Here is a 13,140-nt window from a genome sequence, read left to right on the forward strand (position 1 = left end):
GATCATTGTCCGCGCGTAGTGGTCAAAAGACCGGCGACACTCAGATAGGGAGATGCACATGGCAAGTCCAATTCTACCGGGTTCGGGTCTAGGGTCCGGTCTCGACATCGGTGCGATCGTGACCGCGCTGGTCAACTCCGACAAATCGGCCAAACAGACTCTGATCACCAATCAGACGACGATCAATACGGCCAAGATTTCCGCTACCGGTTCGTTGAAGTCGGCGCTGGCAGCATTCCAGACCGCGATGACCAACCTGGGCAAAAAAGATACGCCTTCGTTTTCCGGTTTTACCGCGACGTCGAGCACACCGGCGACGCTGACCGTGACCTCGGATAACACCGCGGTAAACGGCACCTACAACGTTACAGTCACTAACCTGGCAACCAGTTCTAAAGTGGCCAGTGCGGCGTTTGCCGGCGGTGCCAGCAGTGCCATTCCGACTGGTACTTTGAAAATCAGTCAAAATGGTATTGATTACCCGGTGACCATTGCCAGCGGCGCGACCTTGCAGTCGACCCGCGACGCGATCAACTCCACGCTGCAAGGCAAAGGCATCAGCGCCAACATCGTCACCGACTCCAACGGTTCGCGCCTGGTCATCGGTTCGACGGTGACGGGTGCGGGCTCGGACCTCAAGGTCAGCGGTATTGCCGGCCTGGAGATCGACGGTTCTACCAGTCTTGGAACGACCCCGGCCGCTGGCGCATCGGGCAACATCGGTGGTTTGGCCGAGGATGCAACGGTCGTCATTGATGGCCTGACCGTTACCAGCAAAAGCAACACCATCAGCGGGGCGGTCGGCGGCATCAGCATGACCCTGGTGGCGGAAAGCGCGACACCAGTCAAGGTGACCGTGGGCACCAACACCGACGGTCTGAAGACTTCGTTGCAGACGTTCGTCGACGCCTATAACACCGTGATCAACACCCTGACCACTCTCACCAAGCCAAGCCTGGATGATGAGGGCAACCCGACCATCGGCGCAGCCATGACCGGTGACTCCCTGCCACGTAACCTGATCACTGCCGTGCGCAATGAACTGGTGGCGCCAGGGGCGGGCGGTCAATTGTCGGTGTTGTCGCAGTTGGGTATCCAGACCGATCAGAAGACCGGTACGTTGACCATCGATGCGACCAAGTACGCCAAGGCGATGGCGACCCCGGGGATGAGCAGTTCGGTACAAACCCTGTTCTCCGGTACCGACACCAAAAATGGCTTGCTGGCACGCATGTCGGCGGCCATCACACCGTACTCCCAGACCGGCGGCATCCTCGATCAGCGCAATACCAGCCTGAGCAAGGTCCAGAAGGACCTTAGCAGCCAGCAGACGGCGCTGGACCTGCGTGTGACCAACCTGACGGCTTCGCTGACCGCCAAATACAACGCGATGGACCTTTTGGTCGGCCAGATGAAGGCCACTGCCAGCAACATCACTGGCTTCTTCGCGTCGTTGAACGCTCAGCAGTCCGCCAAGTAGTCATGGGCTGACGACAAAAACCCGGCTACGCTTTTCGGCGTGCGCCGGGTTTTTGTCTTCTGATCTAAAGTTTCCAGGCTCGCAGACGATACACTGGTCATACGAGTCATTGAGTGGCAATGAGGTAGAACATGAATCCGATGTTAGCCCTTCGGCAATATCAGAAGGTTGGGGCACAAGCCCAGACGTCCGAAGCCAGTCCGCACCGTCTGGTGCAAATGCTGATGGAAGGCGGCCTGGATCGCATTGCTCAGGCCAAAGGCGCCATGGAGCGCAAGGACATTCCCGGCAAGGGAACGTCGATCAGCAAGGCTATCGGGATCATCGGTGGCTTGCGTGAAGGCCTGGATCTTGAAAAAGCTGCCGATACCGTCGGTGAGCTCGACCGTCTCTACGCTTACATGATGAAGCGTCTCGCCGAGGCGAACATCAAGAGTGACCCGCGGATTCTCGATGAAGTCGCCGGTCTGCTGCGCACGGTAAAAGAAGGATGGGATGCCATCGCCGCGCCTGGTCCGCAGTTTTAAGGAGATCACCATGAGTCTTGTATTGCAGCGAATCGAACAAACCCGTGAAGCGTTGGTCGGTGCTTTGGCCGAGCGCAACTGGGAGGCCATCGGTCAATTGGACCTGGATTGCCGTTCCTGCATGGAAGATGTCTTGAGTGAAGCTTCGCTGGACGAGGTGGCGTTGCGCGCCAATCTTGAGGAGTTGCTTGGGGTGTACAAGGAGCTTCTTGAGGTGGCGATGGAGGAGAGACAAGCGATAGTCGACGAGATGTCTCAGATCCACCAAGCGCAAAACGCCGCAAAGGTTTACCATCTGTTTGGTTAATTAATCCCAGGTTAATCCAAACATAGTGCGCCATAAATTTGACTGTGCACGGTTTTTTGACTTAACTAGTGGCTGGTTCCAGATTTCAGGCGTCTACAGGCATAACGTGTCTGCAAGCGTCTAGCTTGCCCCCTCATTTCGGGCATTGAGTTGACTAGGGAAGTTGCTATTGCATGTGGCGTGAAACCAAAATTCTGCTGATTGATGACGATAGCGTCCGTCGCCGCGATTTAGCGGTGATTTTAAATTTTCTCGGTGAAGAAAATTTACCCTGCGGCAGCCATGACTGGCAGCAGGCGGTCGGCTCTTTGTCGTCAAGTCGTGAAGTCATTTGCGTACTGATCGGGACGGTAAGTGCTCCTGGTGCGCTTTTGGGCCTGTTAAAGACACTCTCAACCTGGGATGAGTTCCTTCCGGTTTTGTTAATGGGCGATAATTCTTCCGTTGACCTGCCTGAAGACCAGCGTCGCCGGGTGCTTTCGACCCTCGAAATGCCGCCCAGCTACAGCAAGCTGCTCGATTCCCTGCACCGTGCCCAGGTCTATCGCGAGATGTACGACCAGGCCCGCGAGCGCGGTCGTCACCGTGAGCCCAATCTGTTCCGCAGCCTCGTCGGCACCAGCCGCGCGATCCAGCACGTGCGCCAGATGATGCAGCAAGTGGCCGACACCGATGCCAGCGTGCTGATCCTCGGCGAGTCCGGCACCGGCAAGGAAGTGGTTGCGCGCAACCTGCATTACCACTCCAAGCGTCGTGACGCGCCGTTCGTTCCGGTCAACTGCGGGGCGATCCCGGCGGAGTTGCTGGAAAGCGAACTGTTCGGCCACGAGAAGGGCGCCTTTACCGGGGCGATCACCAGCCGTGCCGGGCGTTTCGAACTGGCCAATGGCGGCACCTTGTTCCTCGACGAAATCGGCGACATGCCGTTGCCGATGCAGGTCAAGCTGTTGCGGGTCCTGCAGGAACGCACCTTCGAGCGTGTGGGCAGCAACAAGACCCAGAGCGCCGATGTGCGCATCATCGCGGCGACCCACAAGAATCTCGAGAGCATGATTGAGATCGGCGCCTTCCGCGAAGACCTCTACTACCGCCTGAACGTATTCCCGATCGAGATGGCACCGCTGCGCGAGCGCGTCGAAGACATCCCGCTGCTGATGAACGAGTTGATCTCGCGCATGGAGCACGAGAAGCGCGGTTCGATCCGTTTCAACTCTGCCGCGATCATGTCCCTGTGCCGCCACGGCTGGCCGGGCAACGTCCGCGAGCTGGCCAACCTGGTGGAGCGCATGGCGATCATGCACCCGTACGGGGTGATCGGCGTGGTCGAGTTGCCGAAGAAATTCCGCTACGTCGATGACGAAGACGAGCAACTGGTCGACAGCCTGCGCAGCGATCTGGAAGAGCGGGTGGCCATCAACGGTCACACCCCGGACTTCAGCGCCAATGCACTGCTGCCGCCCGAAGGCCTGGACTTGAAGGACTACCTCGGTGGTCTGGAACAAGGCCTGATTCAGCAGGCGCTGGATGATGCCAACGGCATCGTGGCCCGCGCCGCCGAACGCCTGCGTATTCGTCGCACCACCCTGGTGGAGAAGATGCGCAAGTACGGCATGAGTCGTCGTGATGGTGATGAACAGGCGGATGATTGACGCCTGTTTTTCAAGTCCTTCATTTGTAGGCGGTTTTTTTTAGGCACGGGTATTGCTACAGCTCTCGCAACGTTCCGTTTCACTGACGGTCAGCCAAGCGAGAGAGCACGATGCCCCAAGCCGCCCAGATGTCTTCTGTCCCTGACGCTTCGGGGCAACCGTCGTCCGTAGAACAGGCAAGCCGGCTGGGCCTTGAGCAGGCATTCGCCCTGTTCAACCAGATGTCGAGCCAATTGACCGACTCCTACAGCATGCTCGAAGCCCGGGTCACCGAGCTCAAGGGTGAACTGGCGGTCGTCAGTGCCCAGCGCATGCAGGAACTGGCGGAAAAAGAACGCCTGGCCAACCGTCTGCAAAATCTCCTTGATCTGTTACCGGGTGGCGTCATCGTCATCGACGCCCAAGGCATGGTGCGCGAAGCCAATCCGGCGGCGTGCGAGTTGCTCGGCCTGCCTCTCGAAGGCGAGCTGTGGCGCCAGGTGATCGCCCGCTGCTTTGCGCCCCGTGAAGACGACGGTCATGAAATCTCCCTCAAGGACGGTCGACGCCTGTCGATTGCCACGCGTTCGCTGGACGCCGAGCCCGGTCAGTTAGTGTTGCTCAACGACTTGACCGAAACCCGCCAGTTGCAAGGTCAACTGGCACGGCATGAACGCCTGTCATCCCTGGGCCGCATGGTTGCCTCGCTGGCCCATCAGATTCGCACACCGCTTTCCGCTGCTCTGCTGTACGCCAGTCATTTGACTGAGCAGGAATTGCCGGTCGCCACTCAGCAACGCTTCGCCGGTCGCTTGAAAGAGCGTTTGCACGAGCTGGAGCACCAAGTGCGCGACATGCTGGTATTTGCTCGCGGCGAACTGCCGCTGACCAATCGCGTCACCCCCAAGGAACTGATGCAGTCGCTGCAAGCGGCGGCGCTGACCCATGTCCACGAATTGCCGATCCGCTGGCAGTGCGACAGTCATGCCGGGGAGTTGCTGTGCAATCGCGACACCCTGGTCGGGGCGATTCTGAATTTGATCGAGAATGCCATTCAGGCCAGTGGCGGTGCGGTGCGCCTCAAGGTTCATCTGTATACCCGTGGCAACAACCTGCGCTTGTGTGTCAGCGACAGCGGCAGCGGGATTGATGAGGCCGTGCTGGCGCGCCTCGGTGAGCCATTTTTTACCACCAAGACCACCGGAACCGGCCTGGGCCTGACCGTGGTCAAGGCAGTGGCTCGCGCTCATCAGGGAGAATTGCAGTTGCGCTCGCGGCTCGGTCGCGGCACCTGTGCGCTGGTGTCCCTGCCGTTGTTTACCAGCGCATCGGATGCGGAGTGAAGGAAATGGCAATCAAGGTTCTGCTGGTCGAGGATGACCGCGCGCTCCGGGAGGCACTGGCGGATACACTGCTGCTCGCGGGGCATGATTACAAGGCGGTCGGTTCGGCTGAAGAAGCGTTGGCAGCGGTCGGTGTCGAGGCGTTCAATCTGGTCGTGAGTGACGTCAACATGCCGGGCATGGACGGTCACCAACTGCTCGGATTGTTGCGGGCTCGACAGCCGCAATTGCCGGTGTTGTTGATGACGGCGCACGGTGCCGTGGAGCGGGCCGTCGATGCGATGCGCCAAGGCGCGGCGGATTATCTGGTCAAACCGTTCGAGCCCAAGGCTTTGCTCGATCTGGTGGCGCGGCATGCACTGGGCAATCTCGGCGCCAGCGACGGCGAAGGCCCGATTGCTTTCGAGCCGGCCAGTGCGCAATTGCTGGAACTGGCCGCTCGTGTGGCGCGCAGCGATTCGACCGTGTTGATCTCCGGCGAGTCCGGCACCGGCAAGGAAGTGCTGGCGCGCTATATTCACCAGCATTCCCATCGCGCCAGCCAACCGTTCATTGCAATCAACTGCGCGGCGATCCCGGACAACATGCTCGAGGCCACGTTGTTCGGCCACGAGAAAGGCTCGTTCACAGGCGCCATCGCCGCCCAAGCCGGCAAGTTTGAACAGGCTGACGGCGGGACCATCCTGCTCGATGAAATCTCCGAAATGCCCATGGGTCTTCAGGCCAAGTTGCTGCGCGTGTTGCAGGAGCGGGAAGTCGAGCGGGTAGGCGCGCGCAAGCCAATCAGTCTGGACATTCGTGTTGTCGCCACCACCAACCGTGATCTGGCCGGTGAAGTGGCGGCGGGGCGTTTTCGTGAAGACCTTTACTATCGGCTGTCGGTTTTTCCGCTGGCCTGGCGTCCGCTGCGCGAGCGCACCGCCGACATCCTGCCGCTGGCCGAGCGCCTGCTGGCCAAACATGTCAATAAAATGAAGCATGCGGCGGCGAGACTGTCGCCGGAGGCCCAGGCGTGCCTGATCGGTTATCCGTGGCCGGGCAATGTCCGGGAACTGGATAACGCCATCCAGCGTGCGCTGATCCTGCAGCAGGGCGGATTGATTCAGCCGCAGGATTTCTGCTTGTCGGGGCCGGTCGCTTGTGCGCCGTTGCCGACATTGGCGGCCGCGCCGATGCGGGTCGCGGAAGTCGAGGCAGAATCGGCCAGCGCCCTGGGCGACGACCTGCGCCGCCATGAGTTCCAGATGATCATCGACACCTTGCGTTCCGAGCGCGGCCGGCGCAAAGAGGCTGCCGAACGCCTGGGCATCAGCCCGCGCACCTTGCGCTACAAGCTGGCGCAAATGCGCGATGCGGGGATGGATGTGGAAGCGTATTTGTTCGCCACTTGATCCAACTGTGGGAGCGGGCTTGCTCGCGAAGAGGGAGTGTCAGTCGACATTTGTGTACCTGACACACCGCCTTCGCGAGCAAGCCCGCTCCCACAATGGTTTTGCGGCGGGCGGCTTTTGTGAAGCAAGACTGTCGAGCTGGCACCCTTGTTGCTAACACCTCAGTACCCGCCGAGTGAGTGTCAAAAAATTGCGGGTCGCCAGAGAGAGTAGACCATGAGCCAAGGTATTGAATTTAATCGATTGATGTTGGACATGCGTTCCATGCAAATGGACGCGATGTCGGCACCGAAATCGACTGCGGCTGTTCCCGAACTGGGTGGCAGCAGCTTTGCCGACATGCTCGGTCAGGCCGTCAATAAAGTGAACGACACCCAACAGGCGTCCAGTCAGCTGTCCAGTGCCTTTGAAATTGGCAAAAGCGGCGTTGATCTGACGGATGTGATGATTTCTTCGCAGAAGGCCAGCGTGTCTTTCCAGGCATTGACCCAAGTGCGTAACAAGCTGGTTCAGGCTTACCAAGACATCATGCAGATGCCGGTTTAAGGACGAGATTGAGTCATGGCAGAAGCAGTCGCCGATAATGTTCCGGCCAAGGCCACTCCAGTAGACGGCAAACCGCCGCTATTCGGTTTGTCCTTCCTGGAAAACCTCTCCGAGATGACCATGTTGCGTCAGGTGGGCCTGTTGGTCGGCCTGGCTGCAAGCGTGGCGATTGGCTTTGCCGTAGTGTTGTGGTCGCAGCAGCCGGATTACCGGCCTCTGTACGGCAGTCTTGCCGGTATGGACGCCAAGCAGGTCATGGAAACCCTGGCCGCCGCTGACATTCCTTACACCGTTGAACCGAACTCCGGCGCCTTGCTGGTCAAGGCCGATGATGTGTCCCGTGCGCGACTCAAGCTCGCGGCCGCTGGTGTCACTCCCAGCGATGGCAACGTCGGTTTTGAAATCCTCGACAAGGACCAGGGCCTGGGGACCAGCCAGTTCATGGAAGCGACCCGTTATCGTCGCGGCCTCGAAGGTGAACTGGCGCGGACCATCTCCAGCTTGAACAACGTCAAGGGTGCCCGCGTGCACTTGGCGATTCCGAAAAGTTCGGTGTTCGTGCGTGATGAGCGCAAGCCAAGTGCGTCGATTCTGGTTGAACTGTATTCCGGCCGCTCCCTGGAGCCAGGCCAGGTTCTGGCGATCATCAACCTGGTCGCCACCAGTGTTCCCGAACTGAGCAAGTCGCAGATCACCGTCGTCGACCAGAAGGGCAACCTGCTGTCGGATCAGGCGGAGAACTCCGAACTGACCATGGCCGGCAAGCAATTCGACTACAGTCGCCGCATGGAAAGCATGCTGACCCAGCGTGTGCACAACATCCTGCAACCGGTGCTGGGCAACGACCGCTATAAAGCCGAAGTCTCGGCTGACGTGGATTTCAGCGCCGTCGAATCGACCTCCGAGCAGTTCAACCCGGATCAACCGGCGTTGCGCAGCGAGCAATCGACCTCTGAACAACGCACCGCCAGCAATGGTCCGCAAGGCGTGCCGGGTGCCCTGAGCAACCAGCCGCCGTCGCCTGCTTCGGCGCCGCAAACCACCGGTGGCGCTACCGCGTCGGCCGGCATGGTGCAGCCAGGCCAGCCATTGCTCGATGCCAATGGTCAGCAAATCATGGACCCGGCCACCGGTCAGCCTATGCTTGCACCTTACCCGGCGGACAAGCGTCAACAATCCACCAAGAACTTCGAGCTTGACCGCTCCATCAGCCACACCAAACAGCAGCAGGGCCGTTTGAATCGCCTGTCGGTGTCGGTGGTGGTGGATGATCAGGTCAAGATCAACGCGGCCAACGGTGAAACCACTCGTGCGCCGTGGAGCGCCGACGAATTGGCGCGCTTCACTCGCCTGGTCCAGGACGCGGTCGGTTTCGACGCCAGCCGTGGTGACAGCGTCAGCGTGATCAACATGCCGTTCTCCGCCGAGCGCGGCGAAGTGATTGCCGATATTCCGTTCTACTCCCAGCCTTGGTTCTGGGACATCGTCAAACAAGTGCTGGGTGTGTTGTTCATCCTGGTGCTGGTGTTCGGTGTGCTGCGTCCGGTGCTCAACAACATCACCGGTGGCGGCAAAGGCAAACAACTGGCCGGTCTGGGCAGCGACGTCGAGTTGGGTGGCATGGGCGGCCTGGACGGCGAACTGGCCAACGACCGCGTCAGCCTCGGCGGCCCGCAAAGCATCCTGCTGCCGAGCCCGAGCGAAGGCTATGACGCACAGTTGAATGCAATCAAAAGTTTGGTGGCAGAAGATCCGGGTCGTGTGGCCCAGGTCGTGAAAGAGTGGATTAACGCAGATGAGTGATAACCGAGCCGCTGTCGCCAAACTGTCCCGGGTCGATAAAGCCGCGATTCTGCTGCTGTCCCTCGGTTCGACTGACGCCGCCCAAGTGCTGCGCCACATGGGGCCTAAAGAGGTCCAACGTGTGGGTGTGGCCATGGCGCAAATGGGTAACGTGCACCGCGAGCAGGTCGAGCAGGTGATGAGCGAGTTCGTCGAAATCGTCGGCGATCAGACCAGCCTGGGCGTCGGCTCCGACGACTACGTGCGCAAAATGCTCACCCAGGCTCTGGGCGAAGACAAGGCCAACGGCCTGATCGACCGCATCCTGCTGGGTGGCAACACCAGTGGCCTCGACAGCCTGAAGTGGATGGAACCGCGCGCCGTCGCCGACGTTATCCGTTACGAGCACCCACAGATCCAGGCGATCGTCGTGGCGTACCTCGACCCGGATCAGGCCGGTGAAGTGCTCGGCAACTTCGACCACAAGGTGCGCCTGGACATCATCCTGCGCGTCTCGTCGTTGAACACCGTGCAGCCAGCGGCCCTGAAAGAACTCAACCAGATTCTCGAGAAGCAGTTCTCCGGCAACTCGAATGCCTCGCGCACCACCCTGGGTGGCATCAAGCGTGCGGCCGACATCATGAACTTCCTCGACAGCTCGATCGAAGGCCAGCTCATGGACTCGATCCGCGAAGTCGACGAAGACCTGTCCGGTCAGATCGAAGACCTCATGTTCGTGTTCAACAACCTGTCCGATGTCGACGACCGTGGCATCCAGGCATTGCTGCGCGAAGTGTCTTCCGACGTGCTGGTTTTGGCCCTCAAGGGTTCGGACGAAGGCGTCAAGGAAAAGATCTTCAAGAACATGTCCAAACGAGCGGCCGAACTGTTGCGCGACGACCTCGAGGCCAAAGGCCCGGTACGTGTCAGCGACGTGGAAACCGCACAGAAAGAAATCCTCACCATTGCCCGCCGTATGGCCGAAGCCGGAGAAATCGTTCTCGGTGGGAAGGGTGGCGAAGAGATGATCTAAGGTCACTATGTCGTCCAAACATGATGAGTCCAACACTGACCTGATCCGTGGCACCGGGGTCAGTGGGTTCGACGTCTGGTCGCTGCCCAGCTTCGACCCGCATGTGCCGGAGCCCGAGCCGGAACCCGAGCCCGAACCGCCGGAAATGGAAGAAGTGCCGCTGGAAGAAGTCCAGCCACTGACCCTCGAAGAACTCGAAAGCATCCGTCAGGAGGCTTACAACGAAGGCTTCGCCACGGGCGAAAAAGAAGGGTTCCACAGCACCACGCTCAAGGTCCGTCAGGAAGCCGAAGTGGCCCTGACCGCCAAGATTGCGAGCCTGGAACAGCTGATGGGCCATCTGTTCGAGCCCATCGCCGAGCAGGATTCGCAGATCGAAAAGTCGCTGGTTGATCTCGTGCAGCACATCACCAAGCAGGTGATTCAGCGCGAACTGGCCATCGATTCCACGCAGATCGAAAGCGTCATGCGTGAAGCCCTCAAGCTGTTGCCGCTGGGCGTGGGCAATGTGCGGCTGTACATCAATCCCCAGGATTTCGAACAGGTCAAAGCCCTGCGCGAGCGCCATGAAGAAACCTGGCGCATCGTCGAGGACGAGGCGCTGTTGCCCGGTGGTTGCCGGGTTGAAACCGAGCACAGCCGCATCGATGCCACCGTCGAAACCCGCGTTGCGCGGATCATGGACAAACTGTTCGATCAACTGCATGAACAAGCCTTGCATCCGGCAGCACCGGACTTGAGCCTGGACCTGCCGGTTGAGGCAAAACCTGCGGTTGAGCCAGAAGCCGAATTGCCGCCAGAACCGGACACCCCCGATGCGCCTTGAACGCACCAGTTTCGCCAAGCGCCTGAGCGGCTACGCCGAGGCCACGGAACTGGAAGGCGCGCCGATCCTTGAAGGTCGCCTGCTGCGCATGGTCGGCCTGACCCTCGAAGCTGAAGGCTTGCGCGCCGCCATGGGCAGCCGCTGCATGGTCATCAACGACGACAGTTATCACCCGGTGCAGGTCGAAGCCGAAGTCATGGGCTTCTCCGGCGCCAAAGTCTTTCTGATGCCGGTTGGCAGCGTCGCCGGCATTGCGCCCGGCGCGCGCGTGGTGCCGCTGGCCGATACCGGTCGTTTGCCGATGGGCATGAGCATGCTCGGTCGTGTGCTCGACGGTGCCGGTCGCGCACTCGACGGCAAGGGCGGGATGAAAGCCGAAGACTGGGTGCCGATGGACGGCCCGACGATCAACCCGCTCAAGCGCCACCCGATCAGCGAACCGCTGGACGTGGGGATTCGTTGCATCAATGGTTTATTGACGGTCGGTCGCGGCCAGCGTCTCGGCCTGTTCGCTGGTACCGGTGTCGGTAAATCGGTGCTGCTGGGCATGATGACCCGCTTTACTGAGGCCGACATTATTGTGGTCGGACTGATCGGTGAGCGGGGTCGCGAAGTTAAAGAGTTCATCGAGCACATCCTCGGTGAAGAAGGGCTCAAGCGTTCGGTCGTCGTCGCCTCGCCGGCGGACGATGCGCCGCTGATGCGTCTGCGCGCCGCGATGTACTGCACGCGTATCGCCGAATATTTCCGCGACAAGGGCAAGAATGTCCTGTTGCTCATGGATTCGCTGACGCGTTTCGCCCAGGCCCAGCGGGAAATCGCCCTGGCCATCGGCGAGCCGCCAGCGACCAAGGGTTATCCGCCGTCGGTATTCGCCAAGTTGCCGAAACTGGTGGAGCGAGCCGGTAACGCGGAGAAGGGCGGCGGTTCGATCACCGCGTTCTATACGGTTTTGTCCGAGGGCGATGACCAGCAGGACCCGATCGCCGACGCCGCGCGAGGCGTGCTCGACGGCCACATCGTGCTGTCCCGGCGCCTAGCCGAGGAAGGGCATTACCCGGCCATCGACATCGAAGCGTCGATCAGCCGGGTCATGCCGTCGGTGGTCACCCCGGAACACATGATGCGCGCCCAGTATTTCAAGCAGCTGTGGTCGCGTTATCAGCAGAGTCGCGACTTGATCAGCGTCGGTGCCTACGTGGCTGGCGGCGATCGGGAAACCGACCTGGCGATCTCGTTGCAGCCGCAATTGGTCCGCTACCTGCGCCAGGGCTTGAACGACAGCATCAGCCTGGGCGAGAGCGAAGCCTACCTCGGTACGATCTTCGCCCCTGCGGCCGGCGGTTAACCGGTCATGGCCCAGAGTCGTGCAGGGCGCCTGGCACCCGTGGTTGAAATGGCCGAGAAGGCCGAGAAAGCTGCGGTCCAGCGTCTGGGGCACTTCCAGGGCCAGGTGCGTCTGGCCGAAAGCAAACTCGCCGACCTTGAAGCCTTTCGCCTCGATTACCAGGAACAGTGGATCATCCGTGGCAGCAGTGGCGTTTCCGGCCAGTGGCTGCTGGGTTATCAGGGCTTTCTGGCGCAACTGGGCACGGCCATCGATCAGCAGCGCCAGAGCCTGGTGTGGCACCAAAACAACCTGACCAAGGCGCGGGACTCCTGGCAGCAGGCGTTTGCCCGGGTTGAAGGCTTGCGCAAACTTGTGCAGCGCTACATGGACGAGGCGCGCAAGCTCGAAGACCGGCGCGAGCAGAAGCTGCTGGACGAATTGTCCCAGCGCTTGCCGCGGCAGGATCCGTATTAAGTCGGATCAGCCACACAGATCCCCTGTGGGAGCGGGTTTGCTCGCGAAGAGGCCCTCACATTCACCGAGAATGTCCAGATTTACAGACACTTCCCGCCTTGCCGCCGTCCCCGCCAAGTGCTAAACCTTGTACACACGTTGTTCAATGACAAGGAAGCCGTTAAATGTCAGTCGTTACAGAAGTCTCCCAAGATGGGCAAAAGCTGACGATTTCGATCAAAGGACGATTCGATTTTGCCAAGCATCAGGAATTTCGTGAATCCTACGAAAATCTCCAGCCAAAACCTGAGTCCTTCGAAGTCAACCTGAAGGACGCCACTTACCTCGACAGTTCGGCCCTCGGCATGTTGTTGCTGTTGCGTGATCACGCCGGAGGCGAGAACGCCGAGATCTCGTTGACCCACGCGAACGCAGACGTGCGCAAGATCCTCGCGATCTCCAACTTCGAACAAATCTTCGACGTGGCGTGAACG

General features: G+C 60.1%; 13 protein-coding genes. All 13 read left to right on the forward strand.

Translation table 11 applies throughout. The features are described from left to right. Positions 1-58 precede the first annotated feature (58 nt). The 13 genes from fliD to ACIOYV_RS22960 all read left to right on the forward strand — a co-directional run bounded on the left by fliD (position 59) and on the right by ACIOYV_RS22960 (position 13,137). Positions 59-1,480: a flagellar filament capping protein FliD gene (gene fliD / locus ACIOYV_RS22900; protein WP_163909065.1), complete on the forward strand. Its 1,422-nt coding sequence runs from the start codon at positions 59-61 to the stop codon at positions 1,478-1,480. A 131-nt stretch (positions 1,481-1,611) separates the two neighbouring features. Further along, positions 1,612-2,007 carry a flagellar export chaperone FliS gene (gene fliS / locus ACIOYV_RS22905; RefSeq protein WP_054049312.1) on the forward strand — a complete coding sequence of 132 codons (396 nt, stop codon included), beginning with the start codon at positions 1,612-1,614 and terminating at the stop codon, positions 2,005-2,007. A 10-nt stretch (positions 2,008-2,017) separates the two neighbouring features. Next, a complete protein-coding gene (locus tag ACIOYV_RS22910; RefSeq protein WP_401327260.1) occupies positions 2,018-2,314 on the forward strand; it encodes a flagellar protein FliT in 297 nt (98 codons plus the stop codon). A gap of 173 nt (positions 2,315-2,487) precedes the next feature. Beyond that, positions 2,488-3,963 carry a sigma-54 dependent transcriptional regulator gene (locus ACIOYV_RS22915; protein ID WP_054049316.1) on the forward strand — a complete coding sequence of 492 codons (1,476 nt, stop codon included), beginning with the start codon at positions 2,488-2,490 and terminating at the stop codon, positions 3,961-3,963. A gap of 128 nt (positions 3,964-4,091) precedes the next feature. After that, a complete protein-coding gene (locus ACIOYV_RS22920) occupies positions 4,092-5,285 on the forward strand; it encodes a sensor histidine kinase (RefSeq protein ID WP_401327385.1) in 1,194 nt (397 codons plus the stop codon). Positions 5,286-5,290: 5 nt separating this feature from the next. Next, positions 5,291-6,676, forward strand: a complete 1,386-nt coding sequence (locus ACIOYV_RS22925; protein WP_401327263.1) for a sigma-54-dependent transcriptional regulator — start codon at positions 5,291-5,293, stop codon at positions 6,674-6,676. 216 nt (positions 6,677-6,892) lie between these two features. Beyond that, entirely contained in the window at positions 6,893-7,222 is a 330-nt protein-coding gene (gene fliE / locus ACIOYV_RS22930; protein ID WP_163909067.1) for a flagellar hook-basal body complex protein FliE, read from the forward strand. A 15-nt stretch (positions 7,223-7,237) separates the two neighbouring features. Next, positions 7,238-9,025 carry a flagellar basal-body MS-ring/collar protein FliF gene (gene fliF, locus ACIOYV_RS22935; RefSeq protein WP_401327266.1) on the forward strand — a complete coding sequence of 596 codons (1,788 nt, stop codon included), beginning with the start codon at positions 7,238-7,240 and terminating at the stop codon, positions 9,023-9,025. Next, the gene (fliG, locus tag ACIOYV_RS22940; RefSeq protein ID WP_054049327.1) at positions 9,018-10,037 is read left to right on the forward strand and encodes a flagellar motor switch protein FliG; all 1,020 of its coding nucleotides are present in this window, start codon (positions 9,018-9,020) and stop codon (positions 10,035-10,037) included. The genes fliF and fliG overlap by 8 nt, the downstream gene beginning before the upstream one ends. Before the next feature lie 7 nt (positions 10,038-10,044). After that, on the forward strand, positions 10,045-10,863 hold the full coding sequence (gene fliH / locus ACIOYV_RS22945; protein ID WP_054615753.1) for a flagellar assembly protein FliH: 819 nt from the start codon (positions 10,045-10,047) through the stop codon (positions 10,861-10,863). Beyond that, positions 10,853-12,211: a flagellar protein export ATPase FliI gene (gene fliI / locus ACIOYV_RS22950; protein WP_054049331.1), complete on the forward strand. Its 1,359-nt coding sequence runs from the start codon at positions 10,853-10,855 to the stop codon at positions 12,209-12,211. The genes fliH and fliI overlap by 11 nt, the downstream gene beginning before the upstream one ends. A 6-nt stretch (positions 12,212-12,217) precedes the next feature. Continuing rightward, complete coding sequence (fliJ, locus tag ACIOYV_RS22955; protein WP_054049333.1) at positions 12,218-12,667, forward strand: flagellar export protein FliJ; 450 nt, start codon at positions 12,218-12,220, stop codon at positions 12,665-12,667. 164 nt (positions 12,668-12,831) lie between these two features. Continuing rightward, complete coding sequence (locus ACIOYV_RS22960) at positions 12,832-13,137, forward strand: STAS domain-containing protein (protein WP_054049335.1); 306 nt, start codon at positions 12,832-12,834, stop codon at positions 13,135-13,137. The last annotated feature ends 3 nt before the right edge of the window (positions 13,138-13,140 follow it).

The sequence above is a fragment of the Pseudomonas sp. NPDC087342 genome (genome assembly GCF_044744265.1).
Classification (GTDB): Bacteria; Pseudomonadota; Gammaproteobacteria; order Pseudomonadales; family Pseudomonadaceae; genus Aquipseudomonas; species Aquipseudomonas nunensis.

Excerpts from the sequence above, each read along its gene's own strand:
- fliD (WP_163909065.1), top strand. The coding sequence starts at position 59 with ATGGCAAGTCCAATTCTACCGGGTTCGGGTCTAGGGTCCGGTCTCGAC.
- fliS (WP_054049312.1), top strand. The coding sequence starts at position 1,612 with ATGAATCCGATGTTAGCCCTTCGGCAATATCAGAAGGTTGGGGCACAA.
- ACIOYV_RS22910 (WP_401327260.1), top strand. The coding sequence starts at position 2,018 with ATGAGTCTTGTATTGCAGCGAATCGAACAAACCCGTGAAGCGTTGGTC.
- ACIOYV_RS22915 (WP_054049316.1), top strand. The coding sequence starts at position 2,488 with ATGTGGCGTGAAACCAAAATTCTGCTGATTGATGACGATAGCGTCCGT.
- ACIOYV_RS22920 (WP_401327385.1), top strand. The coding sequence starts at position 4,092 with ATGTCTTCTGTCCCTGACGCTTCGGGGCAACCGTCGTCCGTAGAACAG.
- ACIOYV_RS22925 (WP_401327263.1), top strand. The coding sequence starts at position 5,291 with ATGGCAATCAAGGTTCTGCTGGTCGAGGATGACCGCGCGCTCCGGGAG.
- fliE (WP_163909067.1), top strand. The coding sequence starts at position 6,893 with ATGAGCCAAGGTATTGAATTTAATCGATTGATGTTGGACATGCGTTCC.
- fliF (WP_401327266.1), top strand. The coding sequence starts at position 7,238 with ATGGCAGAAGCAGTCGCCGATAATGTTCCGGCCAAGGCCACTCCAGTA.
- fliG (WP_054049327.1), top strand. The coding sequence starts at position 9,018 with ATGAGTGATAACCGAGCCGCTGTCGCCAAACTGTCCCGGGTCGATAAA.
- fliH (WP_054615753.1), top strand. The coding sequence starts at position 10,045 with ATGTCGTCCAAACATGATGAGTCCAACACTGACCTGATCCGTGGCACC.
- fliI (WP_054049331.1), top strand. The coding sequence starts at position 10,853 with ATGCGCCTTGAACGCACCAGTTTCGCCAAGCGCCTGAGCGGCTACGCC.
- fliJ (WP_054049333.1), top strand. The coding sequence starts at position 12,218 with ATGGCCCAGAGTCGTGCAGGGCGCCTGGCACCCGTGGTTGAAATGGCC.
- ACIOYV_RS22960 (WP_054049335.1), top strand. The coding sequence starts at position 12,832 with ATGTCAGTCGTTACAGAAGTCTCCCAAGATGGGCAAAAGCTGACGATT.